This window comes from Pseudomonas sp. ADAK2 TE3594 (genome assembly GCF_053628675.1).
The window spans coordinates 5692526-5716112 of sequence record NZ_JBRJGV010000001.1; the positions used below are offsets into that span (position 1 = coordinate 5692526).

The window sequence follows — 23587 nt, forward strand, 5'->3', positions numbered from 1 at the left end:
AGAGAAGGCGACAGGATCGCGTACTTATTCGAAAAGGAGTGCGTCGGCGACGGCTAGCAGGGGGCAGTGGAGAAACCAGTGCGGGGCCGAATGTACCACCTGAGTTTCGGAGCGTCTAGCCCTCAATAACGAAAAGGCCCCGCATTATGCGGGGCCTTTTCATGACGCTTTATAACAACGCTTAGATGTTGGCGTCGAGGAAAGCAGCCAATTGCGACTTCGACAGCGCGCCGACCTTGGTGGCTTCGACGTTGCCGTTCTTGAACAGCATCAGCGTCGGGATACCACGTACGCCGTGCTTGGCCGGGGTTTCCTGGTTTTCGTCGATGTTCAGCTTGGCAACGGTCAGCTTGCCAGCGTAGGTGCCAGCGATCTCGTCCAAAACCGGGGCGATCATTTTGCAAGGGCCGCACCACTCAGCCCAGTAGTCAACAAGCACAGGGCCAGCAGCCTTCAGTACTTCTTCTTCGAAGTTAGCGTCGGTGACGTGCTTGATAAGATCGCTGCTCATGGATGTCTCCGGGTTGTAAGCAATAAAAAACGTGGCCCATCATAGCTGCCCTTCCCGTGTTCAGGAAGCCGCAGATGATTGAGTCTCGCTATGGTGGCCCATGAGTTTGGGTATAGCTCAAGTCATGAGGTGGCGGGAGCGACGAAAGCAATTCCAGTACGCAGGGCGGCGTTGCGCACATGCTCCTGCATGGCCTTCTGCGCGGCGCCAGAGGCCCGACGAGCCAGCGCACGGAGGATTTTACGGTGTTCCTGCCAGGTTTCCATGGCCCGTTCGGCCCGGATGAACGGTAGCTTTTGACTCTCCAGGAAGATGTCGGCGCTGGCCGTCAGAATGCTCAGCATCGCCTGGTTGCCGCTGGCCAGGAGGATGCGTCGGTGAAACTCGAAGTCCAGTCGCGCCGCGGCCTCGAAGTCGCCGGCCTTCAATTCGATGCGCATCGCGGCGACATTGTCTTCCAGTGCGTCGAGTTCATCGGTGCTCAGGGTCACCGCTGCCAGCCCGGCGGCAAACCCCTCCAGCGCATAGCGCAACTGGAAGATGTCCAGCGGCGATGCCTGGGCCGCGAACGGCCAGCCCGGCGCCGCATCGCCCCGGGGCAGATCCACCGGTGATTGCACAAACACGCCCTTGCCCGGCTGGATACTGATCACGCCCAGCGCACTCAGGGACGATAACGCCTCACGCAACGACGCCCGACTGACCCCCAATTGCACCGCCAGATCCCGTTGCGAGGGCAAGGCATCCCCCGCCCCGAAACCTTGCTCGGTGATCAGTTTGCGGATGGCTTGCAGCGCCACTTCGGGTACGGCGCGAGAGATCGAGTTCATGGTTTTTTCAGACGAGCCAGGCCAATAAGCGGCTAGTTGTAAAGCTATTCGCGGCGTCCGGCAAGTCGTGCCCCATGGGGGTTCGGGAATTTTCACGGGTGCGCCATCAGGGTGCGAAACACTCCCAACTGTTCAGACCAGTAAGACCGAACGACACCAGCAAAACCGTGGCCTGCGGCCCCCAAAACCGAATCTTGGCATGGCCTGTGCTCTGTCGATCCGCAGAAATCACTTCCCGCCGATCCGGAGATTTGCCATGACCATGCGTTACAGTGCCCTCCTCGCCGCTCTGTTTGCCAGCCTGATGCTGAGCCAGGCACCCGCCCACGCCGACGGTCTGGAGGATGTGGTCAAACGCGGCACCCTCAAAGTCGCGGTGCCCCAGGACTTCCCACCATTCGGTTCGGTCGGTCCGGACATGAAACCTCGCGGCCTGGACATCGACACCGCCCAACTGCTGGCCGACCAACTCAAGGTCAAACTCGAACTGACCCCGGTCAACAGCACCAACCGCATTCCGTTCCTGACCACCGGCAAAGTCGACCTGGTGATTTCCAGCCTCGGCAAGAACCCTGAGCGCGAGAAAGTCATCGACTTCTCCCGTGCCTACGCACCGTTCTACCTCGCCGTGTTCGGCCCGCCAGACGCCGCCATCAAGGGCCTGGACGATCTCAAGGGCAAAACCATCAGCGTCACCCGTGGCGCCATTGAAGACATCGAGTTGACCAAAGTTGCCCCCGAAGGCGCGACCATCAAACGCTTCGAAGACAACAACTCGACCATCGCCGCCTACCTCGCCGGCCAGGTCGACCTGATCGCCAGCGGTAACGTGGTGATGGTGGCAATCAGCGAGAAAAACCCGAAACGCGTGCCGGCGCTGAAAGTGAAGCTCAAGGACTCGCCGGTTTACGTTGGCGTGAACAAGAACGAGCCGGCGCTGCTGGGCAAGGTCAACGACATCCTCACCACGGCCAAGGCTGACGGTGCGTTGGAAAAGAACTCGAAAACCTGGCTGAAAGAGCCGCTGCCGGCCGATCTCTGATCGTTCGCGGAGACGACTTATGGCTTATCAGTTCGATTTCTTGCCGGTGGTGGAAAACACCGACCTGCTGCTGCGCGGTGCGCTGTTCACCCTTGAGTTGACGGCCATTGGCGCGATGCTCGGGGTCGGCCTGGGTATCGTCGGGGCACTGGTGCGGGCGTGGAATATCCGCCCGTTCGCCGGCATTTTCGGGGTTTACGTCGAGTTGATCCGCAACACGCCATTCCTGGTGCAGTTGTTTTTCATCTTCTTCGGTTTGCCGTCGCTGGGCCTGCAGATTTCCGAATGGCAGGCGGCGGTGCTGGCGATGGTGATCAACCTTGGTGCCTATTCGACCGAGATCATCCGCGCCGGCATTCAAGCGATCCCCCGCGGGCAGCTGGAAGCCGCAGCCGCCCTGGCAATGACGCGCTTCGAAGCCTTCCGCCACGTGGTTCTGTTGCCAGCGCTGGGCAAGGTCTGGCCGGCCCTGAGCAGCCAGATCATCATCGTCATGCTCGGCTCGGCGGTCTGCTCGCAGATCGCCACCGAAGAGCTGAGCTTTGCCGCCAACTTCATTCAGTCGCGCAACTTCCGCGCCTTTGAAACCTATGCCCTGACCACACTGATCTACCTGTGCATGGCGCTGCTGATCCGCCAATTGCTGAACTGGATCGGCCGGCGCTACATAGCAAGGAGCAGCCAATGAGCGATTTCACCTTCTGGGACATCCTGCGCAACCTGCTCACGGGCCTGCAATGGACTCTGGCGTTGTCGCTGGTGGCGTTTATCGGCGGTGGGCTGATCGGTCTGCTGATCATGGTGATGCGGATTTCAAAAAAATCCCTGCCCAGCCACTTCGCCCGCACCTACATCGAACTGTTCCAGGGCACGCCGTTGTTGATGCAGCTGTTTCTGGTGTTCTTCGGTGTGGCGTTGGCCGGTGTGGAGATTTCGCCGTGGATGGCGGCGGCGATCGCCTTGACGCTGTTCACCAGCGCCTACCTGGCGGAGATCTGGCGCGGTTGCGTCGACTCGATCCCCAACGGCCAGTGGGAAGCCTCGTCGAGCCTGGCACTCAACCCGCTGGAGCAACTGCGTTACGTGATCCTGCCGCAAGCCCTGCGCATCGCCGTGGCGCCGACCGTGGGCTTCTCGGTGCAAGTGGTCAAAGGCACCGCCGTCACCTCGATCATCGGCTTCACCGAACTGACCAAGACTGGCGGCATGCTCGCCAACGCGACCTTCGAGCCCTTCATGGTCTACGGCCTGGTGGCGCTCGGTTACTTCCTGCTCTGCTACCCCTTGTCCCTCAGTGCGCGCTACCTGGAAAGGAGACTGCATGCCTCTGCTTAGAATTTCCGCCCTGCATAAATACTACGGCGACCACCATGTGCTCAAAGGCATCGACCTGAGTGTCGACGAAGGCCAGGTGGTGGCGATCATCGGCCGTAGCGGCTCGGGCAAATCCACCTTGCTGCGCACCCTCAATGGTCTGGAGTCGATCAATGACGGCGTGATCGAAGTCGATGGCGAATACCTCGACGCCGCCCGCGCCGACCTGCGCAGCCTGCGGCAGAAAGTCGGGATGGTGTTCCAGCAGTTCAATCTGTTCCCGCACCTGACCGTGGGCGAAAACGTCATGCTCGCGCCGCAAGTGGTGCAGAAAGTGCCGAAAGCCAAAGCCGCCGAACTGGCGCGGCAGATGCTGGAACGGGTCGGGCTGGGGGAAAAGTTCGATGCCTTTCCGGATCGACTCTCCGGCGGCCAGCAACAGCGGGTGGCGATTGCTCGCGCGTTGGCCATGTCACCGAAAGTGCTGCTGTGCGACGAGATCACCTCGGCGCTGGATCCGGAACTGGTCAATGAAGTGCTGAGCGTGGTCCGGCAACTGGCCAAGGAGGGCATGACGCTGATCATGGTCACCCATGAAATGCGCTTTGCCCGCGAGGTTGGGGATAAATTGGTGTTCATGCATCAGGGCAAGGTGCATGAGGTGGGGGATCCGAAGGTGCTGTTTGCCAACCCGCAGACGGCGGAGCTGGCGAATTTCATTGGGACGGTTGAGGCGGCGGGCTGATAGATCTTCAGTGCCTGCAAGGCCGCCTTCGCGGGCAAGCCTCGCTCCTACAGGGTTTGGCGCCGCACGCGGGTTCTGTGGGAAACACCGCACCCCTTTGCGCCGCACGCGGGTTTGTGGGAAACACCGCGCCCCTTTGCGCCGCACGCGGGTTTGTGGGAAACACAGATTCCTTGTAGGAGCGAGGCTTGCCCGCGAAGAGGCCCTCTGCAACGCCACGAATGCCACCCGTGGTAAAAGATCGCAGCCTTCGGCAGCCCCTATGCGTTGGCGGCAGCGTTTGATCGTGGCACGATGTCGAGGTTATCGACCGAGACCCCCTGACCATGCCGCAATCCCAAGCCAAGAATCTGTCCCTGATCGCCGCAATCGACCTGGGCTCCAACAGCTTTCACATGGTCGTGGCCAAGGCCCAGAACGGCGAAATCCGGATTCTCGAACGTCTCGGGGAGAAGGTTCAGCTGGCCGCCGGCATCGACGAAGAACGCCAACTCAGCGAAGAATCCATGCAGCGCGGGCTCGATTGCCTGAAGCGTTTCGCCCAACTGATCAGCGGTATGCCGCCCGGCACCGTGCGGATCGTCGGCACCAACGCCCTGCGCGAAGCCCGTAACCGCGCCGAATTCATCCGTCGCGCCGAAGACATTCTTGGCCATCCGGTAGAAGTCATCTCCGGCCGTGAAGAAGCGCGCCTGATTTACCTCGGCGTCTCCCACACCCTCGCCGACACCCCGGGCAAGCGCCTGGTGGCCGACATCGGCGGCGGCAGTACCGAATTCATCATCGGCCAGCGCTTCGAACCGCTGCTGCGCGAAAGCCTGCAAATGGGCTGCGTCAGCTTCACCCAGCGCTATTTCAAGGATGGCAAGATCACCCCGGCCCGCTACGCCCAGGCGTACACCGCGGCGCGGCTGGAGATCATGAGCATCGAGCACGCCCTGCACCGCCTGACCTGGGATGAAGCCATCGGCTCCTCGGGCACCATTCGCGCCATCGGCCTGGCGCTGAAGGCCGGCGGGCATGGCACTGGCGAAGTGAATGCCGAAGGCCTGGCCTGGCTCAAGCGCAAGCTGTTCAAACTCGGCGATGTCGAGAAAATCGATTTCGAAGGCATCAAGCCCGACCGCCGGGCGATCTTCCCCGCCGGGTTGGCGATTCTCGAAGCGATCTTCGACTCCCTCGAACTGCAACGCATGGATCACTGTGAAGGTGCCCTGCGCGAAGGCGTGCTCTATGACCTGCTGGGCCGTCATCACCACGAAGACGTCCGTGAGCGCACTCTCAGCTCGCTGATGGAGCGTTACCACGTTGACCTGGAACAAGCCGCGCGGGTCGAACGCAAGGCGCTGCATGCCTTCGATCAGGTGGCCGAGGATTGGCAGCTGGATGACGGTGTCTGGCGCGAACTGCTGAGCTGGGCGGCCAAGGTCCATGAAGTGGGTCTGGACATCGCCCACTATCAGTACCACAAGCACGGCGCCTATCTGATCGAGCACTCGGACCTGGCAGGATTCTCCCGCGAAGACCAGCAAATGCTCGCACTGCTGGTGCGTGGTCACCGACGCAACATTCCCAAGGACAAGTTCGCCGACTTCGGCGACGACGGCATCAAGCTGATTCGCCTGTGCGTGCTGCTGCGCTTTGCGATTCTGTTCCACCACATCCGCGGTACCCAGGAAATGCCACAAGTCGTGCTGCACGCCAATGGCGATAGCCTGGATGTGTTGTTCCCGGAACACTGGCTGGACGACAACCAGTTGACCCAAGCCGACTTCGCCCTCGAAGCGGAGTGGCTGACCCGCGTCAGCTTCGTGCTTAACGTCCGCTAATCAGAAGGCTGCCGAAATAACCCTGTAGGAGCTGCCGAAGGCTGCGATCTTTTGATCTTTCCCACAGACAACTCCCTGTCTGAATGGGCGCCAAGATCAAAAGATCGCAGCCTTCGGCAGCTCCTACGGGAAAATTCGTCCTCGGGCAGCCTTTGAATGGCTACCCGGGAGACTGGTCTTAGCGAACAGCCAGAATCGGGCTGCCCAAACGTTCAAGCAAGGTTGCCTGGGCACTGCGCGGGTTCTGGTTGCCGGTTGGCGTGTTGCGGATGTAGCGACCGTCCGCCTGCAGGCTCCAGCTGTGGGTGTTATCGGTCAGATAAAGCTCCAGCTCTTTCTTGACCCGCAAAATCAGCTTCTTGCCCTCGACCGGGAAGCAAGTCTCGACGCGCTTGTCGAGGTTGCGCTCCATCCAGTCGGCACTGGACAGGAACATCTGCTCCTCGCCGCCGTTGAGGAAGTAGAAAACCCGGGTGTGTTCAAGAAAGCGACCGATGATCGAGCGCACGTGGATGTTGTGGGATACGCCGGCGATGCCCGGTCGCAGGCAGCACATGCCACGCACCACCAGATCGATACGCACCCCGGACTGACTGGCCTTGTACAACGCGCGGATGACCTTCGGATCGGTCAGCGAGTTGAACTTGGCGATGATGTGTGCCGGTTTGCCGTCGAGAGCGAACTGCGTCTCCCGGGCAATCATGTCGAGCATGCCCTTCTTCAACGTGAACGGCGCGTGCAGCAGTTTCTTCATGCGCAGGGTCTTGCCCATGCCGATCAACTGGCTGAACAGTTTGCCGACGTCTTCGCACAAGGCGTCGTCGGAGGTCAGCAGACTGTAGTCGGTATACAGACGGGCGTTGGCCGCGTGGTAGTTGCCGGTACCCAAGTGGGCGTAGCGGACAATCTCGCCAGCCTCGCGGCGCAAAATCAGCATCATCTTGGCGTGGGTCTTGAAGCCGACCACGCCGTAAATCACCACCGCACCGGCGGCTTGCAAACGGCTGGCCAGTTGCAGGTTGGACTCTTCGTCGAACCGCGCACGCAATTCGATTACTGCCGTCACTTCCTTGCCGTTACGCGCAGCGTCTACCAGCGCATCGACAATCTCGGAGTTGGCGCCGCTGCGATACAACGTCTGACGAACCGCCAATACGTGAGGATCCTTGGCCGCCTGGCGCAGCAAGTCGACCACCGGGGTGAACGACTCGAACGGGTGCAGCAGCAGGATGTCCTGCTTGCTGATCACGCTGAAAATGTTCTCGCTGTTTTGCAGCAGTTTCGGGATCTGCGGGGTGAACGGGGTGTATTGCAGCTCTGGATGACTGTCCAGGCCGGTGATGCTGAACAGCCGGGTCAGGTTGACCGGACCGTTGACCTGATACAGCTCGGTCTCGTGCAGGTTGAACTGCTTGAGCAGGTAATCGGACAGGTGTTTTGGGCAGGTGTCGGCCACTTCCAGCCGCACCGCGTCACCGTAACGACGGGAGAACAACTCGCCGCGCAGGGCGCGGGCCAGGTCTTCGACGTCTTCGGTATCGACCGCGAGGTCGGCGTTTCGGGTCAGGCGGAACTGGTAGCAACCCTTGACCTTCATGCCCTGGAACAGGTCATCGGCGTGGGCGTGGATCATCGACGACAGGAACACGTAGTTGTCGCCGGGGCCGCCGACTTCTTCCGGAACCTTGATGATCCGCGGCAGCAGACGCGGTGCCGGGATAATCGCCAGACCGGAGTCGCGACCGAAGGCGTCGATCCCTTCGAGCTCGACGATGAAGTTCAGGCTCTTGTTCACCAGCAACGGAAACGGGTGCGTCGGGTCGAGGCCGATCGGGGTGATGATCGGCGCAATCTCGTCGCGGAAATAACGACGAACCCAAGTCTTGAGCTTGGTGGTCCAGTAGCGGCGACGGATGAAGCGGACCTGATGTTTTTCCAGTTCCGGCAACAGAATGTCATTGAGGATCGCGTATTGGCGATCGACGTGGCCATGCACCAGCTCGCTGATGCGGGCCAGGGCCTGGTGCGGTTGCAAACCATCGGCGCCAGCCTGTTCACGGGCGAAGGTGATCTGCTTCTTCAGGCCGGCCACACGAATCTCGAAGAACTCGTCCAGGTTGCTGGAGAAAATCAGCAGAAACTTCAGCCGCTCCAGCAATGGGTAGGACTCATCCAGCGCCTGTTCCAGCACGCGGATGTTGAACTGCAGTTGCGAGAGCTCACGATGGATGTACAAGCTGCTGTCATCCAGGCCGGGAATGGCAATCGCTGGCGCCGCAACAACGGGCTCGGCCACCACCGCGGGTGGAGCAGGCTCCAGCTCCGGCGGGGTTTCGGCGATTTGCTCCACCACAGGTTGAGCGTCTTTTACGGCAACTTCAGTGAGTCCTTCGGTATTCATCGAATGTTCCTGGGAGGGCTATTTTTGCTCTCGTAACAATTGAGCAGCACGGACGGCAAAGTAAGTCAGGATGCCATCAGCGCCTGCACGTTTAAAAGCGGTCAGGGATTCGAGGATAACCCCTTCGCTCAACCAGCCATTCTGGATCGCCGCCATGTGCATGGCGTATTCGCCGCTGACCTGATAGACAAAGGTCGGCACTTTGAATTCTTCTTTGACCCGGTAAAGGATGTCCAGATACGGCATGCCTGGCTTGACCATGACCATGTCCGCGCCTTCTAACAAGTCCGCCGCCACTTCGTGCAGGGCTTCATTGCTGTTGGCCGGGTCCATCTGATAGGAGGCCTTGTTGGCCTTGCCCAGGTTCAGCGCCGAACCCACCGCATCGCGGAACGGGCCGTAATAGGCGCTGGCGTATTTGGCCGAGTAAGCCATGATCCGCACGTTGACGTGATCGGCCAGCTCCAGCGCTTCGCGGATTGCCTGAATGCGACCGTCCATCATATCCGACGGGGCCACCACCTGAGCGCCGGCTTCGGCGTGGGACAGGGCCTGTTTAACCAGTGCGTCGACGGTAATGTCGTTCTGCACGTAGCCTTCTTCGTCGAGAATGCCGTCCTGACCGTGGGTGGTAAACGGGTCCAGGGCAACGTCGGTGATCACACCCAGCTCAGGGAACCGGTCACGCAGGGCTCGGGTGGCGCGCTGGGCGATGCCGTTGGGGTTCCACGCTTCAGCGGCGTCCAGGGATTTGAGCTCTGGTGGCGTCACCGGGAACAATGCCAGCGCCACAATCCCCAGCTCGACCCACTTGGCCGCTTCTTCCAGCAACAGGTCGATGGTCAGGCGTTCGACGCCCGGCATCGAAGCCACCGCTTCACGACGGTTTTCACCGTCCAGCACGAACACCGGCAAGATCAGATCGTCGACGGTCAACACGTTTTCACGGACCAGTCGACGCGAGAAATCATCACGACGGTTGCGACGCAGGCGGGTTGCAGGAAACAAACGGTTGGCGGGGGTAAAGCTCACGGCAGACTCCTGAGCCCGCGCTGGCGGGCGAGCGTGACAGTTATAAGCGGCCATTATGACGAACGTATTACAGTTATGTGCACCCCTGTGACAGGTAGCCGCATTCCATTGTCCTTGTAGGAAATGTTCACGTCGAGACACATTTGGACACTTTCATGAATGTGCACGAAGGGTTAGGCTGCGCGTTCATTTCGCCAGCACCCAGACAATGCTCCAACAATTTCTGCATGACTTCGGCTACTTTGCCCTTTTCCTCGGGACGTTTTTCGAAGGCGAAACCATTCTGGTGCTCGCAGGCTTCCTCGCGTTCCGCGGATACATGGACATCAATCTGGTGGTGGTCGTGGCGTTCTTCGGCAGTTATGCCGGCGATCAGCTGTGGTACTTCCTGGGGCGCAAGCACGGGCGCAAATTGCTGGCCCGCAAACCGCGCTGGCAACTGATGGGTGATCGGGCGCTGGAACATATCCGCAAGCACCCGGACATCTGGGTGCTGAGCTTCCGCTTTGTCTACGGGTTGCGCACCGTCATGCCGGTGGCAATCGGTCTGTCGGGCTATCCGCCGGGACGTTATCTGCTGCTCAACGGGATTGGCGCAGCGATCTGGGCCACTGCGCTGGCCGCAGCCTCTTATCACTTCGGCGCGGTACTCGAAGGCATGCTTGGCAGTATCAAGAAGTACGAGCTGTGGGTGCTGGGCGCCCTGCTGGTACTGGGCTTTGGCCTGTGGCTGCGACGGCGCTTCAAGAATGCCCGTCTGGCGAAGAAGATCTACGCCGACGAGCAAGCGTTGAAAGCCGAACAGGCCAAGTCCAGCGAACCTACGACGCCCATCGAGTGAAGCGGTTTCTACAACAGTAGAGACCGATTCCGCTGAGCAGACTGTAACTGAGCAGCCCTACCCAGCCCACCGCGCTGCCCGGCCATAGCCCGACCATTGGCGCCAGCCACACCAGCGGCAGGTTCGATGCCAGCCGCAACAGCTCCAGCTTCAATGCCTGCGGGCGATTTTCCAAGGCCACGCCCAACACAAACAACCCCAGTGCCACGGCACCCCAGCCCAACACCAGGGCCGAAGTCGGCAGGCTCTGTTCCAGGTTCATCAAGTAACTGCCCAAGGCGATGTAGACGCAAAATTGCAGCGCCACATACCACTGCTGGCGCCCGTCCAGCGGTACCTCGAATTTGCGGAACTGGCTCAGGTCCGATTTGTTCATCGGGTATTTGGCCGCCACATCCGCCGGCCGCCAACCGGTGCGCATGAACCAGATCCGCAGCTTGTCCCACCAGCGTTCGGCGCGCCGTGCGTCATCCCACAGCTGCGCATAGAACTGCACGTTCGCCCACAACGGATTCCAGCTCGCCAGTGGCGTGGTCACGCCGAAAATCACCGGTTCGTTGTCGTCCTCTTCCTGGAACGAGCCGAACAGACGGTCCCAAATAATGAACACCCCACCGTAGTTGCGATCCATGTAAAGAGCGTTCTGTGCATGGTGAGCCCGATGATTGGACGGCGTGACGAAGAACCATTCGAACCAGCCGAGCTTGGGAATGTGCCGGGTATGCACCCAGAATTGGTACAGCAGATTCAGCGCCGCAACGCTGACGAACACCAGCAGCGGCACGCCGAGCACGGCCATGGGCAGGTAGAAAATCCAGCTCAACAGAAACCCGGTGCTGGTCTGGCGCAAGGCCGTGGAGAGGTTGTAGTCCTCGCTCTGGTGATGCACCGAGTGGGCCGCCCAGAGGATGTTGCGCTCGTGGCCCATGCGGTGCAGCCAGTAATAGCAGAAGTCGTAGAAGACGAAAGCAAACACCCAGACCCAGACGCTGTCGGCCGAGAGCTCGATCACGGCAAGGTGCTTCAGGGCGAAGGCATAAGTCACCAGGCCGACGCCTTTGGTCAACAGGCCTGTGGTGGTCGACAGCACGCCGGTGCTGACGCTGTTGATCGCGTCTGCCACGCGGTAATTGCTCACCCCGCGCCAACGGTCGGCCAGCAACTCGACCGCAATCAGCACAAAGAAAAACGGCACCGCATACAGAATGAAGTCCATGACGCGCCCTGATCAGAATCGTTCAGCAGAGATTAGGTGTAGCCGCGAATTAACCCTATGGCAACGAATGACAAATTAGTGGACATTTAACGCCATGAATCTGGAGAAAAGCCCATGAGCAAAAAAATTGCAGTGATCCTTTCCGGCTGCGGCGTGTACGACGGCGCCGAGATCCACGAAAGCGTGATCACCCTGCTGCGGCTGGACCAGCGCGGTGCCCAGGTGCAATGTTTCGCACCCGATATCGCGCAATTGCATGTCATCAACCACGTTACCGGCGAAGAAATGCCCGAGTCGCGCAACGTGCTGGTGGAATCGGCGCGGATCGCCCGGGGCAACATCAAGGATATCCGTGAAGCCAGCGTCGAAGACTTCGATGCGCTGATCGTTCCTGGCGGATTCGGGTCGGCCAAGAACCTGTCGAACTTTGCCGTCGAAGGTGCCGGTTGCAGCGTTCAACCTGACGTCCTGGCGCTGACCGAAGCGTTCGCCGAGGCCGGCAAACCGGTAGGGCTGATCTGCATCTCGCCGGCCCTGGCGGCCAAGATCTACGGCCCGGGTGTGACCTGTACCATCGGCAACGATGCCGATACCGCCGCCGCGATGAACAAAATGGGCGCCACCCATGCCGAGTGCGCGGTGACCGACATCGTCGAAGACAAGGCGCGCAAACTGGTGAGCACTCCGGCGTACATGCTGGCGCAATCGATCAGTGAGGCCGCTTCCGGCATCAACAAACTGGTCGACCGCGTGTTGGAACTGACCCACGAGAACGACGACTGACACAGTTCAGTGTGGGAGCGAGCCTGCTCGCGATAGCGGTCCAACCATCGACATCAATGTTGAATGTGCCGGCCCCATCGCGAGCAGGCTCGCTCCCACAGGGACCACCGTCATGCTCAAGACTTGCGCGATAACCTCGTGAGTATCCGGTCCAGCGCATTGGCGAACGCCTGCTTCTCGCGGTCGCCGAACGGCGCCGGTCCGCCGCTCATCTGACCCTGCTCACGCAGATCGGTGAACAGGTTACGCACCGCCAGTCGATCGCCCATGTTCTGCGCATCGAACTCCTTGCCCCGTGGATCCAGCGCCGCGACGCCCTTCTTCACCAGCCGATCCGCCAGCGGTACATCGCTGCAAATCACCAGCTCACCTGGCACCGCGTGTTCCACCAGGTAATCGTCGGCGGCATCCGGGCCGCTGGGCACCACGATCAGCTTCACCAAGGCAAGGCCCGGTTTAATCTGCGGCTGACCGGCCACCAGCACCACTTCGAACTGGCGCTTGAGGGCGAATTTCACCACCAGATCCTTGGCCGCCCGAGGGCAGGCGTCGGCATCGATCCACACGCGCATATTATTTCCTCTGTTGAAAAGCATCGCGGGCAAGCCCGCTCCCACAAGGTTAGCGCTGAACCTGTGGGAGCGAGGCTTGCCCGCGAATATGAGCGCAGCGAATGCTTTTAAGAAACCGACACCCGCCGCTTCTCAGCCATCCGGCTACGGCTGTACAGCACGATAATCGCAATGATCGCCACAGCCTGAGCACTCAGCGAATAGGCATCAGCGTGGATCCCCAGCCAGTCGAAGTCAAAGAACGGCACCGGCCGCGTGCCGAAGATCCCGGCTTCCTGCAACGCCTTCACGCCATGCCCGGCAAACACCACCGACAACGCGCAGAGCAGCCCGGCATTGATGCTGAAGAACAACGCCAGCGGCAGTTTCGCCGAGCCACGCAGAATCACCCAGGCCAAGCCGATCAGCATTACCAGCGCCGTCGCGCCGCCAGCCAGTACAGCGTTATGCCCCGCTGGCCCCGCCTGCAACCACAGGGTCTCGTAAAACAGGATCACTTCGAACAGTTCGCGATACACCGAGAAGAACGCCAGGATCGCAAACCCGAAACGCCCGCCGCCGCTCACCAGGCTGCTCTTGATGTAATCCTGCCACGCCGCTGCGTGGCGGCGGTCGTGCATCCACACGCCGAGCCAGAGCACCATGACACTGGCAAACAACGCCGTCGCGCCTTCCAGCAGTTCACGCTGGGCACCGCTGACGTCGATCACATACGCCGCCACTGCCCAGGTCGCCAGCCCGGCCAGCAATGCCAGGCCCCAACCGATGTTGACGCTGCGCACCGCCGATTGCTGACCGGTATTGCGCAGGAACGCGAGGATCGCCGCGAGCACCAGAATCGCTTCCAGGCCTTCTCGCAACAGAATCAACAGACCGGAGATGTAGCTCAGCGACCAGCTCAAGCCATCACTGCCGAGCAGGCCAGCGGACTGTTTCAATTTGGCCTTGGCCGCTTCCAGACGCTGCTCGGCCTGGCCCACCGGCAAACCGTCCTGCAACGATTGACGGTAAGCCATCAGGGACTTCTCGGTGTCTTTGCGTACGTTGGCATCGACGTTGTCCAGAGAGCTTTCGACCAGCTCGAAGCCTTCCAGGTACGCGGCCACCGACAGGTCGTAGGCCTGATCGTGATCGCCGGCGCGGTAGGCGGCGATGCTCTTGTCCAGGGTCGCCGCCGTGTAATCAAGCAACTGCCCCGGGCCACGCTTGACCTGCGGCGGTTGCGCTCGTTGCGCGCGGAAGGTCGCGGCTGCTTGCGGACCTTCGGCGGCCAGCACTTCGGCTGGCGTCTGACGTGCCAGGTCGGCGATGTTGTAGGTTTTCTCGGATTTTGCCGCGGCCGGATCGGCGCTGAAGCTGGCGATGTAGGTTGCAAGGTCCCAACGTTGGCGATCATCGAGCTGATCGGCGAAGGCCGGCATGTCGGTGCCTTCGACACCCATGCCCAGCGTGTTGTAAATCGCATAGAGGCTCAGACGGTCCAGTCGCACGACATCGCGCAGATTGGTCGGCGGTGGCGTCATGCCAACGCCTGCCGGGCCGTCACCGGCGCCCGCGTCGCCATGGCACACCGAGCATTGCTGGGCATACAGCGGCGCGCCGCGGGTCGGGTCCGGGGTGATGACCGGGGCCTGGCTGACCTCATAGGTCACCGCCAGTTTTGCCCCCAGCTGCCGCGCCTGACGGGCGACGTCTGCGCCATCTTTACGAGCGGCGATTGCAGCGCCAAGGCTGCCGACGCCCTGCTCCAGCTCTGCGCGTTCGGGTTTGACCGGCAAATCGGCGATCAAACCTTGCAGCACCTTGAGGAATTCCTTCTGTTCTCGGTATTCAGACTCATCGATGACCTTGCCCGCCTCGACCGTCGCCGGGTAATCGGCGCCAATGTAATCGAGCAAATGCAAGGCCTTGGGCGCACCTTCCGCGGTTTCGGCCAGCGCATTGAAGCTGCAGAACGCGATCACCGGCAGCACGAGCCACGCCAGAAAACGAGAGGAGGCAATCATGAATAACTCTCAAATGGAAATACGAAGTAACACATTGTTCACTCTCAATGAGTTTCGCTCAAGCTTTGTTGGTATTTCCCGCGTGGCTGCGTATAAATTCAGCGGCCAATTGCCACCCTCCGTCGGTTTCGTTCAGGGAAGAATCAACGTCCATGCGTTCACACCTGTTTTTCTCACTGCTGTTAAGCGTTGCCCTGCAACTGACCGGTTGCGCCGCCTACCGCGACTACGACCTGGAACTGGAGCAAACGACCGCCCAGTTGAAAGCGGGAAATCCACAGGGCGCTCTCCAACTGCTGGAGCTGCACAATCCGTCAGAAGAACGGGATCTGCTCTACTACTTCGAAAAAGGTGCAGTCCTGAGTGCCGGTGGTGCGCTGCCGCAAAGCCAGGTTGCCTGGCGCAGTGCAGAGCAAATGGTGATCCAGCGCCAGGACACCGTCGAATCTGCCGGCACACAGCTCTTGTCCGCGATGGGCGATCATTGGGGCAGCATCATCAATGACAAACTGCGGCGCTACGATGGCTACGACTACGAAAAAGTCATGCTGACCACGCAAATGGCCCTGAACCAGTTGGCCGTGAATGACTTCGACGGTGCTCGCGCCGACATCAAGAAAACCCACGAACGTGAAGCACTGATTGCCCGTCAGCGGGAAAAGGAATACGAGCGACTTGAAGAAGAAGCCAAGGCTCAGGGCGTTCGCGTGCACTACAAGGATCTCCAGGGCTATCCCGTGATGACCCTCAATGCGCCCGCCGTGATCGCGCTGAAAAACGGCTATCAGAGTGCATTCAGTCACTACCTGGCCGGGTTTACGTATGAAGCGCTGGGTGAGCGTGATCTTGCCGCCCCGGGTTATCGCCAGGCCATCGAGTTGCGACCCGACCTGCCCTTCTTCGAGCAGGCATTGCGCGAACTCGACAAACCCGCAGCCAAGGCAAATGAAAGTGACGTGCTAATCATCGTGCAAAGTGGCCTGGCGCCGGCGCGCAGCTCGGTTCGTGTCCCCTACCCGGTGCGCCTGGAAGACAATCAGGTGATCGTCGCCAATGTGTCGTTTCCGGTGATGGTTCCCGACACGTCGACCCCGGCGTTCACGCAGATGACGATCGACGGTCGCAAACAGCAACTGATCCTTGTTAACAGCATCACCGACATGTCTTTGCGCACGCTGCGCGACGATATGCCGGGCATCATTCAGCGCACCGCACATCGCGCCTACCTGGCTGCTTCTGTTCAGGCTACAGACAACCGACGCAACCCGAGCAAAGCCTCTTACGTGACGCATTACGATGGCTTTGAGCACGCGGACACTCGAACCTGGCGCACGTTGCCCAACATCACCCTGGTGGCGCGCCTGCGCCTGAAAAAAGGCGAGCACCTTATCAGCCTGCCCAACGCGCCGGGCGCCGCGCCCCTGAAAGTCCGCATCGAGCAGAACCATCAGGTCATAGGCCTGCGAGCGCTGGGCGAGCGGGTTTACAGCAACGGAGTGGCTTTCGAACCTGTCGTTGCGCCTGAAAGCACTGCGGTATCCGGTCTGAAATAAGTAGTGGCACGTTGTGAAAAGATGCAATTAAAAAGCCATTACATGGCCAGCATCCCTGTTTATAATGCCGCGCCGTCGTTATTGCGATACGGCATTTAAGCTCCTCTTTTTATGAGGAATTGGCAGGACGCCAGTCTCCCTGCCGATAGGTCCCAACAGCCCGACCCGCACGCGGCTGCTTATATTCAGGGAAGACGTACCCCTTATGGCATTCCGCGCCCCCACTTTGATCGCGCTCAGCGCTGTCACTCTGCTTTCCGGCTGTTCGGCCTTTCGTAACTACGATTCGGAACTTGCACAAACCAACCAGCAACTGGCTTCCGGCAACGTCGACGGCGCCTTGACCCTGCTGGAAAAGAACAACACCAGCAAAGACAAAGACCTGCTCTATTACTTCGAGAAGGGCGAACTGCTGCGCGCCAAGGGCGACTTGTCCGGCAGCCAGAACGCCTGGACCAGCGCCGATCAGGTGGTGGGCAAGTGGGAAGACGCGGTCAAGCTCGACACCGACAAGTACCTGGCTCAGTTCGGCAGCTTCCTGGTCAACGACAAGGTTCGTCGCTACGAAGGCTACGACTACGAAAAAGTCATGCTGACCACGCAGATGGCCCTCAACCTGTTGGCGGTGAACGACTTCGACGGCGCGCGTACCGCGATCAAGAAGACTCACGAACGTGAAGCGGTGATCGCCGACCTTCGCGACAAGGAATACCTCAAGAGCGAAGAGCAGGCCGAGAAAGAAGGCGTCAAGACCCAGTACAAGGATCTTCAGGGTTACCCGGTGGCCAGCCTCGACGCGCCGGAAGTGGTCAGCCTGAAAAACAGCTACCAAAGTGCATTCAGCCATTACCTGGCAGGCTTCGTTTATGAAGCCCTGGGCGAGAAAGATCTGGCGGCGCCGGGTTATCGCAAGGCCGCCGAACTGCGCCCGAACACGCCGCTGCTGGAACAGGCACTGGTGAACCTCGACAAACCGGCCAAGAACGATGACAGCGACATCCTGATCGTCGTGCAAAGCGGCCTGGCACCGTCCCGCGACTCGATCCGCATTCCGCTGCCATTGCCAATCAGCAACAACGTGGTGATCACGCCGCTGTCGTTCCCGATCATCAAACCCGATACCTCCACCGCCACCTTCGCCCAGATCGGCGTGGACGGTCAGCAGCTGAACCTGACCCAACTCAACAGCACCACTGCCATGTCCCGCCGCGCGCTGCGTGATGACATGCCAGGCATCATCCTGCGCACCACCGTGCGGGCGATCACTCGTGGTGTGGCACAGAAGCAGATCAACGAAACCAACCCGCTGGCGGGTCTTGCAGTCGGTATTACTTCAGCCGTGCTCGAAGGTGCCGATACTCGTACATGGCGTACGCTGCCGGACAACACTCAGGTGGTGCGTCTGCGCTTGAAGAAGGGCGAGCACCACGTCACGCTGCCAAGCGCCGTGGGCGGCTCGGTCGTCAAGATCACCGTTGATCAGCGCTTTCAGGTCATCACCCTGCGCGCCGTGGGCAACCAGGTATTCGCCAACGGCTTGGCCGCACACGTGATCCCGAGCGCCAACGCGACCGCCGTGGCCAGCCTCAAACAACCTTAAGAACGGAGTCTTTGCATGCGTTTCAAATTCATCGCTGTCGTCGCCCTGGCCTTGCTGGCCGGCTGCGCCACCCCGCCACCACCGGAGCCAGGCAGCGCCGCCAGCAAGGTCGTGGCCATGGGCAAGCTCAAGAACATCGTGGTCGGCGCCATGCGCGTGGCCCGGGAAAACGGCTTCATGACGGTCAATGCGCAGCTGAGCAACACCAGCTACAACAACAAGACCTTCTACTACCGTTTTGCCTGGCTCGGCCCTGAAGGTTTCCCGGTTGCCGAAGAAGAAACCTGGAAAAGCCAGATGATGTACGGCGAGCAGACCAGTTTCATTCAGGCCATTGCGCCAACCGCCAAAGCCGTGGATTTCCGTCTCGAAATCAAAACGCCTTAAGCCCGACACCCTATTCGTTCAGTTTTAGAGAGCATTCCCATGTTTGCACGCTTTTCGTTCATCGCCGTCATCGCCCTCCTGGCCAGCGGTTGCGCCAACACTTCGCCAACGCTGGGCAGCAAAAACATCAGCTACGGTGACACCAAGGCCGTGGAAACCGTGACCAACGAGTTCGGTTCCACCGACCTGCAGATGATCGCCGAATCCATGACCCGCTCCCTGGCCCAGTCCGGCATCCTGCAAGGCCGTCCGGTGGTTCAGGTCTATGACGTGAAGAACAAGACCAGCGAGTACATCGATACCCGCGAAATCACCACCAGCATCAAGACCCAACTGATGAAGACCGGCGTCGCCCGCTTCGCCAGCGACAACACTGCCATGCAAAGCCAGGTTGACCAGCTCAAGCTGCAAAACCAGAGCGGCCTGTACAAGAAGAGCACCGTGGCCAAGACTGGCAACATGATCGCCGCCCAATACCGTCTTGAAGGTTCGATCAGCTCGATCGTCAAACGCAGCAGCGACTACAAGGACGTCTTCTACAAATTCAGCCTGCAGTTGATCGACGTTGAAAGCGGTCTGGCCGAGTGGATGGACGAAAAAGAGATCCGCAAAACCACGGAGCGTTAATCGATGCGCACATGGATTGGCATGATGGCCCTGGCTTGCGCGTTCAGCGTGCAAGCGGCCCCGAAAGTCGCAGTAGCGGACCTGGCGTATCAGGAACGGGTGGAACAATACGTCCACACTGTTTCGGCCCAGAGCAACCACAGTCAGAGCTATTACGGCGCCAGTGGTTCGTCCAGTTACGAAGAGTACGAAGCAACCAGCAGCTACATCGAGCAAGGTGAACTGCGAAAATTCACCGGCGACATCAAGGGCGAGATTCTGCGCACCGGCATGTTCCAGCTGGTGCAGGGCACGCCCTACACTGCTTCGTCCAAGGGTGACGTCTACGACGTGATCAAGCGCATCAAGGCCGGTAGCTTCAAGGGTGCCGACTACGTGCTGTTCGGCACCGTGTCAGACATCGACTTCACCCGCGACATGAACGAGCTGGCCAACACCGACAGCTATTCGGCGGTGCTGGGGCTGACGCTGGTGGCGGACTTCAGCCTGATCAACACCAAGACCTTTGAGATCACCTCGGCCTTTACGGCGATGGGCGAAGGTCAGGACACCAAACTGGTGAATGGCCGGGACATCCGGGTTTCACTGAACCGCCCACGGGTGGTACGTGACGTGTCCAAGGCGCTGGGCGAAGATGTGGCTGCGCAATTGAGCCAACAGCTCGGTGGCGGTGGCTACGAGCAGCCGGGGCAAGCGCCGTTGCGCAATAACCTGCCTCGGGATACGGCGCCGGTCATTCTGCACTGAGTCGGCTCTGATCGTTCCCACGCTCCGCGTGGGAATGCAGCCCGGGACGCTCTGCGTCCCAAAGAGCCGAACGCGGAGCGTCCGTTGAGGCATTCCCACGCGAAGCATGGGAACGATCAGGCGACCTGAAGAGGTCGCCTTTTTTGTGTCTGAAAGTTTTACACCGCCGCTTTGCGCAGGGTCGCCATAAACGCCGCCGCGCCGATGAACAGCCCGGCAAAAGTGCGGTTCATGCGTTTTTGCTGTTTGGGTGTGCGCAACAAACGCAGCACCTTCGCCGCCAGCCCGGTGTAGCCGGCCATGACGATCAGGTCGACGCAGATCATGGTCACGCCGAGAATCAGGTACTGGGCCACCAGCGGCGCATGGGGGTCGATGAATTGCGGCAGCACCGCGAGCATGAACACCAAGGCCTTGGGGTTGCTGACGTTCACCAGAAAACCGCGGAACACCAGCGCCATCGGCTTGCCAATCTGCCGGATGGCCGCGTCGTCGTTCATATTATTGGGCAGCGCGCGCCATTGCTTGACCGCGAGGTAGACCAGGTAGGCCACGCCGAACCATTTGATCGCATAGAAAGCCGTGGCGGAGGCCGCGAGGATCGCACCCACACCGGCGGCGACAATTGCAATCTGCAACGCCAGGCCCAGTTGCAGGCCCAGGGCGTTCCAGTAACCGCGCCAGAAGCCGTAGCGCAAACCGCTGGACATCGACGCAATGGCGCCGGCACCGGGAGAAAGGCTGATCACCCAGCAGGCGGCAAAAAACGCCAGCCATGTTTGAAGCACCATCGCACACCTCGACTCAGACTCGTGACAGACGTCTAAGCTAATGCGCCTTTGGGCCGATGACTACCGATTTTTTGCAGGACATGGCGACTGCCGACCAGTGTTTACGGCATGAAGGGCCCATCGTCTGACGGACCGCCATCGCGGGCAAGCCCGCTCCCACAGGGTTTCGGGCTGATCACAAACCTGTAATCCGACTCCAAAAAACTGTGGGAGCGGGCTTGCCCGCGATGGCGGTGTGTCAGGCAACAGAAGGCTTACTTTTCAAACCCGTTCGAAGGAAAAACATCAGTCCCGCGCCAGCGCCGAACTGAACGCTGGAAGAACAGGCTATTGGGCACTTGCACCATGGCGCTGCCGGTACCGAGTTCTTCGGCTTCGATCAGCGTGGTGTAGAGCAGATTGATCGCCACCACCCGGCCTTTGACGCCAGGCTTGTCGGTGGTATCCACCAACTCGACTACATCACCGATACGGAATGGGCCGACGGTGAAGATCAGGATCGCGCACAGCAGGTTGGACAGCACGCTCCACATGGCGAAAAACGCCACGGCGGCCACCGCAACGAAACCGGACAACGCCGTCCAGAGCACCGTGGCCGACACGCCGAGGCGTTCCAGCACGAATATCAGCGTGCTGCCCATGATCAGCCAGCGCAAACCGCCGCGCAGCGGCATGAAAAACTGCGGTGGAAACGGATAGCGCTCGCCCAGGCGAGTCAGGCATTTAGCGACAACACGCTGGGCGACATAACCGGCCAGCAGGATCAGCAGGATTTGCACAACCAGCCAGAGCGGCTCGCCCCACACAGCCGGCAACGGCAGTTTGAAGGCGTCCATCAGGACAGTGCCTCCAGCTCCGCCTGCATGCTTTCCAGCAGTTCCAGCGCTTCCATCCAGGCTTCTTCCAGTTCGGCTTCACGCACCTTCAGCTTGGCTTGTTCAGCCAGCAGATCACGCAAATCGTTCTTGCGCATCGGCTCGTAAATGTCGCTGTCGCCAAGGCTGGCATCGATCTTTGCCAGCTTCTCGTGCAGCTTGCCCAGCTCGGCTTCAAGCTTGTCGGCCTCGCGCTTGTGCGGTGCCAACTGCTGACGCAATGCAGCAGCAGCCTGGCGCTGAGCCTTCTTGTCGGTCTTGTCCGGATTGACCGGGGTATTGCTGACCGGGGCATTGCGCTGACGGTATTCGACCAGCCAACGGGCGTAGTCTTCCAGGTCACCGTCGAACTCCTCGACCTTGCCGTCTGCCACCAGATAGAAATTGTCGGTGGTGCTTTTGAGCAAATGACGATCGTGGGAGACCACCAGTACCGCGCCACTGAATTCCTGCAGGGCCATGGTCAGCGCCAGGCGCATTTCCAGGTCCAGGTGGTTGGTCGGTTCGTCGAGCAGCAACAGGTTCGGTCGATCCCAAGCGATCAATGCCAGGGCCAGACGCGCCTTCTCACCGCCGGAGAAATTCAGTACCGGCTCATCGATACGCGCGCCGCGGAAGTCGAACCCCCCGAGGAAGTCGCGCAAGGTCTGCTCACGCTCGGTCGGCGCCAGGCGCTGCAAGTGCAGCAACGGGCTGGCCTTGGAATCGAGGGAATCGAGCTGATGCTGGGCGAAGTAGCCAACGACGGTGTTTTCACCGCGCGTCAGGCGACCGGCCAACGGCTCAAGCTCACCGGCGAGGTTTTTGATCAGGGTCGATTTACCCGCGCCGTTCGGGCCAAGTAAACCGATCCGCGCGCCGGGGGTCAGTTGCAGCTTGACCTTCTCCAGCACGGTTTTATCGCCGTAACCCAGTCGAGCATCCGACAGGTCGATCAGCGGACTGGAAATTTTCGTCGACTCGCGGAAGACGAAGTCGAACGGCGAATCGACGTGGGCGGCGGACAGTTCTTCCATCCGCTCCAGCGCCTTGATCCGGCTCTGGGCCTGACGGGCCTTGGTGGCCTGGGCCTTGAAGCGGGCGATGTAGCTTTCCATGTGCGCACGTTGCGCCTGCTGCTTCTCGTAGGCCTGTTGCTGCTGGGCCAGACGTTCGGCACGAGCGCGCTCGAAGGCGCTATAACCACCGCGATACAGGGTGATCTTGCGTTGATCGACGTGGGCTACGTGATCGACCACGGCATCGAGGAAGTCCCGGTCGTGGGAAATCAGCAGCAAGGTGCCGGGGTAGCTTTTAAGCCACTCTTCGAGCCAGATGATGGCGTCGAGATCCAAGTGGTTGGTCGGTTCGTCGAGCAGCAACAGGTCCGAAGGGCACATCAAAGCCTGCGCCAGGTTCAGACGCATCCGCCAGCCACCGGAGAAATCTCCTACTTGCCGATCCATCTGCTCGTTGGTGAACCCAAGGCCGGCCAGCAGCTTTCGAGCCCGTGCGTCGGCGGTGTAGCCGTCGGCGCTGTCGAGTTCCGAGTGCAGGCGGGCCTGAGCGGCACCGTCATGGGCCGCTTCGGCTGCGGCGAGGTCGCGTTGCACCTCGCGCAGGCGCAGGTCACCATCGAGCACGTAGTCGACCGCCAGGCGTTCGAGCGTCTCGATTTCCTGGCGCATGTGGGCGATGCGCCAGTCGGCCGGCAGAAAGCAGTCACCCGAGTCCGGGTGCAGTTCGCCACGAATCAAGGCGAACAGGCTCGATTTGCCGGCGCCATTGGCACCGATGAGGCCGGCTTTGTGGCCGGCGTGCAGGGTCAGCTCGGCGTCTTCTAGCAGACGTTGCGGGCCACGCTGTAAAGTCAGGTTCTGAAGTCGAATCATAATGGCGGCGGAGT

At 60.4% G+C, this 23587-nt stretch carries 22 protein-coding genes; 12 read left to right on the plus strand and 10 right to left on the minus strand.

Annotated features, from left to right (window positions below):
• Positions 1 to 181: 181 nt before the first annotated feature.
• A complete protein-coding gene (gene trxA, locus AB7M22_RS25630; RefSeq protein WP_007899382.1) occupies positions 182 to 511 on the minus strand; it encodes a thioredoxin TrxA in 330 nt (109 codons plus the stop codon).
• A gap of 122 nt (positions 512 to 633) precedes the next feature.
• Positions 634 to 1341, minus strand: a complete 708-nt coding sequence (locus tag AB7M22_RS25635; protein ID WP_454188156.1) for a FadR/GntR family transcriptional regulator — start codon at positions 1339 to 1341, stop codon at positions 634 to 636.
• Positions 1342 to 1597: 256 nt separating this feature from the next.
• Here AB7M22_RS25635 and AB7M22_RS25640 point away from each other — a divergent pair, with 256 nt between their 5' ends.
• The 5 genes from AB7M22_RS25640 (at position 1598) to ppx (ending at position 6271) form a co-directional block, all read left to right on the plus strand.
• Positions 1598 to 2383: a transporter substrate-binding domain-containing protein gene (locus tag AB7M22_RS25640; protein ID WP_008012517.1), complete on the plus strand. Its 786-nt coding sequence runs from the start codon at positions 1598 to 1600 to the stop codon at positions 2381 to 2383.
• Between the two features lie 19 nt (positions 2384 to 2402).
• Positions 2403 to 3071, plus strand: a complete 669-nt coding sequence (locus tag AB7M22_RS25645) for an amino acid ABC transporter permease (RefSeq protein WP_454188157.1) — start codon at positions 2403 to 2405, stop codon at positions 3069 to 3071.
• Positions 3068 to 3718 (plus strand): amino acid ABC transporter permease, encoded by a 651-nt coding sequence (locus tag AB7M22_RS25650; protein WP_007899375.1) that lies wholly within the window; start codon positions 3068 to 3070, stop codon positions 3716 to 3718. The genes AB7M22_RS25645 and AB7M22_RS25650 overlap by 4 nt, the downstream gene beginning before the upstream one ends.
• Positions 3705 to 4442, plus strand: coding sequence for an amino acid ABC transporter ATP-binding protein (locus AB7M22_RS25655; protein ID WP_454188158.1), 738 nt, complete (start codon positions 3705 to 3707; stop codon positions 4440 to 4442). Before AB7M22_RS25650 ends, AB7M22_RS25655 begins: the two co-directional genes overlap by 14 nt.
• 326 nt (positions 4443 to 4768) lie before the next feature.
• A complete protein-coding gene (gene ppx, locus AB7M22_RS25660) occupies positions 4769 to 6271 on the plus strand; it encodes an exopolyphosphatase (protein ID WP_454188159.1) in 1503 nt (500 codons plus the stop codon).
• A gap of 178 nt (positions 6272 to 6449) precedes the next feature.
• On the opposite strand, the gene ppk1 is transcribed toward ppx, so the two are convergent.
• Both ppk1 and hemB read right to left on the minus strand, forming a co-directional pair.
• Complete coding sequence (ppk1, locus tag AB7M22_RS25665) at positions 6450 to 8672, minus strand: polyphosphate kinase 1 (protein WP_008012510.1); 2223 nt, start codon at positions 8670 to 8672, stop codon at positions 6450 to 6452.
• A gap of 18 nt (positions 8673 to 8690) precedes the next feature.
• A complete protein-coding gene (gene hemB, locus AB7M22_RS25670; protein ID WP_454188160.1) occupies positions 8691 to 9704 on the minus strand; it encodes a porphobilinogen synthase in 1014 nt (337 codons plus the stop codon).
• A 208-nt stretch (positions 9705 to 9912) separates the two neighbouring features.
• Between hemB and AB7M22_RS25675 the strand changes: the two genes are divergently transcribed.
• On the plus strand, positions 9913 to 10545 hold the full coding sequence (locus AB7M22_RS25675; protein WP_007899360.1) for a DedA family protein: 633 nt from the start codon (positions 9913 to 9915) through the stop codon (positions 10543 to 10545).
• Here the strand turns inward: AB7M22_RS25675 and AB7M22_RS25680 are convergent.
• Complete coding sequence (locus AB7M22_RS25680; protein WP_454188161.1) at positions 10526 to 11761, minus strand: sterol desaturase family protein; 1236 nt, start codon at positions 11759 to 11761, stop codon at positions 10526 to 10528. The genes AB7M22_RS25675 and AB7M22_RS25680 overlap by 20 nt on opposite strands.
• 114 nt (positions 11762 to 11875) lie before the next feature.
• On the opposite strand from AB7M22_RS25680, the gene elbB reads away from it, so the two are divergent.
• Complete coding sequence (gene elbB / locus AB7M22_RS25685) at positions 11876 to 12544, plus strand: isoprenoid biosynthesis glyoxalase ElbB (protein ID WP_454188162.1); 669 nt, start codon at positions 11876 to 11878, stop codon at positions 12542 to 12544.
• A gap of 116 nt (positions 12545 to 12660) precedes the next feature.
• On the opposite strand, the gene AB7M22_RS25690 is transcribed toward elbB, so the two are convergent.
• Positions 12661 to 13116: a YaiI/YqxD family protein gene (locus AB7M22_RS25690; protein WP_008012502.1), complete on the minus strand. Its 456-nt coding sequence runs from the start codon at positions 13114 to 13116 to the stop codon at positions 12661 to 12663.
• A gap of 107 nt (positions 13117 to 13223) precedes the next feature.
• On the minus strand, positions 13224 to 15122 hold the full coding sequence (locus tag AB7M22_RS25695; RefSeq protein WP_454188163.1) for an FTR1 family protein: 1899 nt from the start codon (positions 15120 to 15122) through the stop codon (positions 13224 to 13226).
• Between the two features lie 152 nt (positions 15123 to 15274).
• Here AB7M22_RS25695 and AB7M22_RS25700 point away from each other — a divergent pair, with 152 nt between their 5' ends.
• The 5 genes from AB7M22_RS25700 to AB7M22_RS25720 all read left to right on the plus strand — a co-directional run bounded on the left by AB7M22_RS25700 (position 15275) and on the right by AB7M22_RS25720 (position 20036).
• Positions 15275 to 16675 carry a COG3014 family protein gene (locus AB7M22_RS25700; RefSeq protein WP_454188164.1) on the plus strand — a complete coding sequence of 467 codons (1401 nt, stop codon included), beginning with the start codon at positions 15275 to 15277 and terminating at the stop codon, positions 16673 to 16675.
• Between the two features lie 205 nt (positions 16676 to 16880).
• Positions 16881 to 18275 carry a COG3014 family protein gene (locus AB7M22_RS25705; RefSeq protein WP_454188165.1) on the plus strand — a complete coding sequence of 465 codons (1395 nt, stop codon included), beginning with the start codon at positions 16881 to 16883 and terminating at the stop codon, positions 18273 to 18275.
• A 15-nt stretch (positions 18276 to 18290) separates the two neighbouring features.
• Positions 18291 to 18662 (plus strand): YcfL family protein, encoded by a 372-nt coding sequence (locus tag AB7M22_RS25710; RefSeq protein WP_007899347.1) that lies wholly within the window; start codon positions 18291 to 18293, stop codon positions 18660 to 18662.
• 39 nt (positions 18663 to 18701) lie between these two features.
• A complete protein-coding gene (gene lpoB / locus AB7M22_RS25715) occupies positions 18702 to 19289 on the plus strand; it encodes a penicillin-binding protein activator LpoB (RefSeq protein ID WP_105340689.1) in 588 nt (195 codons plus the stop codon).
• 3 nt (positions 19290 to 19292) lie between these two features.
• Positions 19293 to 20036: a penicillin-binding protein activator LpoB gene (locus AB7M22_RS25720; protein WP_454188166.1), complete on the plus strand. Its 744-nt coding sequence runs from the start codon at positions 19293 to 19295 to the stop codon at positions 20034 to 20036.
• Positions 20037 to 20194: 158 nt separating this feature from the next.
• Here the strand turns inward: AB7M22_RS25720 and AB7M22_RS25725 are convergent, their stop codons facing one another.
• The 3 genes from AB7M22_RS25725 to AB7M22_RS25735 all read right to left on the minus strand — a co-directional run bounded on the left by AB7M22_RS25725 (position 20195) and on the right by AB7M22_RS25735 (position 23573).
• A complete protein-coding gene (locus tag AB7M22_RS25725) occupies positions 20195 to 20827 on the minus strand; it encodes a LysE family transporter (protein WP_454188167.1) in 633 nt (210 codons plus the stop codon).
• A 254-nt stretch (positions 20828 to 21081) separates the two neighbouring features.
• On the minus strand, positions 21082 to 21663 hold the full coding sequence (locus tag AB7M22_RS25730; RefSeq protein WP_454188168.1) for a mechanosensitive ion channel domain-containing protein: 582 nt from the start codon (positions 21661 to 21663) through the stop codon (positions 21082 to 21084).
• Positions 21663 to 23573, minus strand: a complete 1911-nt coding sequence (locus tag AB7M22_RS25735; RefSeq protein WP_008006738.1) for an ATP-binding cassette domain-containing protein — start codon at positions 23571 to 23573, stop codon at positions 21663 to 21665. Before AB7M22_RS25735 ends, AB7M22_RS25730 begins: the two co-directional genes overlap by 1 nt.
• Positions 23574 to 23587: the final 14 nt, after the last annotated feature.

What these genes read in the sequence shown, in the direction of transcription:
- AB7M22_RS25635 (WP_454188156.1), bottom strand. Translation starts at nt 1,341, where the DNA reads ATGAACTCGATCTCTCGCGCCGTACCCGAAGTGGCGCTGCAAGCCATC.
- AB7M22_RS25650 (WP_007899375.1), top strand. Translation starts at nt 3,068, where the DNA reads ATGAGCGATTTCACCTTCTGGGACATCCTGCGCAACCTGCTCACGGGC.
- AB7M22_RS25690 (WP_008012502.1), bottom strand. Translation starts at nt 13,116, where the DNA reads ATGCGCGTGTGGATCGATGCCGACGCCTGCCCTCGGGCGGCCAAGGAT.
- AB7M22_RS25645 (WP_454188157.1), top strand. Translation starts at nt 2,403, where the DNA reads ATGGCTTATCAGTTCGATTTCTTGCCGGTGGTGGAAAACACCGACCTG.
- AB7M22_RS25695 (WP_454188163.1), bottom strand. Translation starts at nt 15,122, where the DNA reads ATGATTGCCTCCTCTCGTTTTCTGGCGTGGCTCGTGCTGCCGGTGATC.
- ppk1 (WP_008012510.1), bottom strand. Translation starts at nt 8,672, where the DNA reads ATGAATACCGAAGGACTCACTGAAGTTGCCGTAAAAGACGCTCAACCT.
- AB7M22_RS25700 (WP_454188164.1), top strand. Translation starts at nt 15,275, where the DNA reads ATGCGTTCACACCTGTTTTTCTCACTGCTGTTAAGCGTTGCCCTGCAA.
- AB7M22_RS25730 (WP_454188168.1), bottom strand. Translation starts at nt 21,663, where the DNA reads ATGGACGCCTTCAAACTGCCGTTGCCGGCTGTGTGGGGCGAGCCGCTC.
- AB7M22_RS25640 (WP_008012517.1), top strand. Translation starts at nt 1,598, where the DNA reads ATGACCATGCGTTACAGTGCCCTCCTCGCCGCTCTGTTTGCCAGCCTG.
- elbB (WP_454188162.1), top strand. Translation starts at nt 11,876, where the DNA reads ATGAGCAAAAAAATTGCAGTGATCCTTTCCGGCTGCGGCGTGTACGAC.
- AB7M22_RS25675 (WP_007899360.1), top strand. Translation starts at nt 9,913, where the DNA reads ATGCTCCAACAATTTCTGCATGACTTCGGCTACTTTGCCCTTTTCCTC.
- AB7M22_RS25725 (WP_454188167.1), bottom strand. Translation starts at nt 20,827, where the DNA reads ATGGTGCTTCAAACATGGCTGGCGTTTTTTGCCGCCTGCTGGGTGATC.
- AB7M22_RS25720 (WP_454188166.1), top strand. Translation starts at nt 19,293, where the DNA reads ATGCGCACATGGATTGGCATGATGGCCCTGGCTTGCGCGTTCAGCGTG.
- ppx (WP_454188159.1), top strand. Translation starts at nt 4,769, where the DNA reads ATGCCGCAATCCCAAGCCAAGAATCTGTCCCTGATCGCCGCAATCGAC.
- AB7M22_RS25680 (WP_454188161.1), bottom strand. Translation starts at nt 11,761, where the DNA reads ATGGACTTCATTCTGTATGCGGTGCCGTTTTTCTTTGTGCTGATTGCG.
- lpoB (WP_105340689.1), top strand. Translation starts at nt 18,702, where the DNA reads ATGTTTGCACGCTTTTCGTTCATCGCCGTCATCGCCCTCCTGGCCAGC.
- trxA (WP_007899382.1), bottom strand. Translation starts at nt 511, where the DNA reads ATGAGCAGCGATCTTATCAAGCACGTCACCGACGCTAACTTCGAAGAA.
- AB7M22_RS25710 (WP_007899347.1), top strand. Translation starts at nt 18,291, where the DNA reads ATGCGTTTCAAATTCATCGCTGTCGTCGCCCTGGCCTTGCTGGCCGGC.
- AB7M22_RS25705 (WP_454188165.1), top strand. Translation starts at nt 16,881, where the DNA reads ATGGCATTCCGCGCCCCCACTTTGATCGCGCTCAGCGCTGTCACTCTG.
- AB7M22_RS25655 (WP_454188158.1), top strand. Translation starts at nt 3,705, where the DNA reads ATGCCTCTGCTTAGAATTTCCGCCCTGCATAAATACTACGGCGACCAC.
- AB7M22_RS25735 (WP_008006738.1), bottom strand. Translation starts at nt 23,573, where the DNA reads ATGATTCGACTTCAGAACCTGACTTTACAGCGTGGCCCGCAACGTCTG.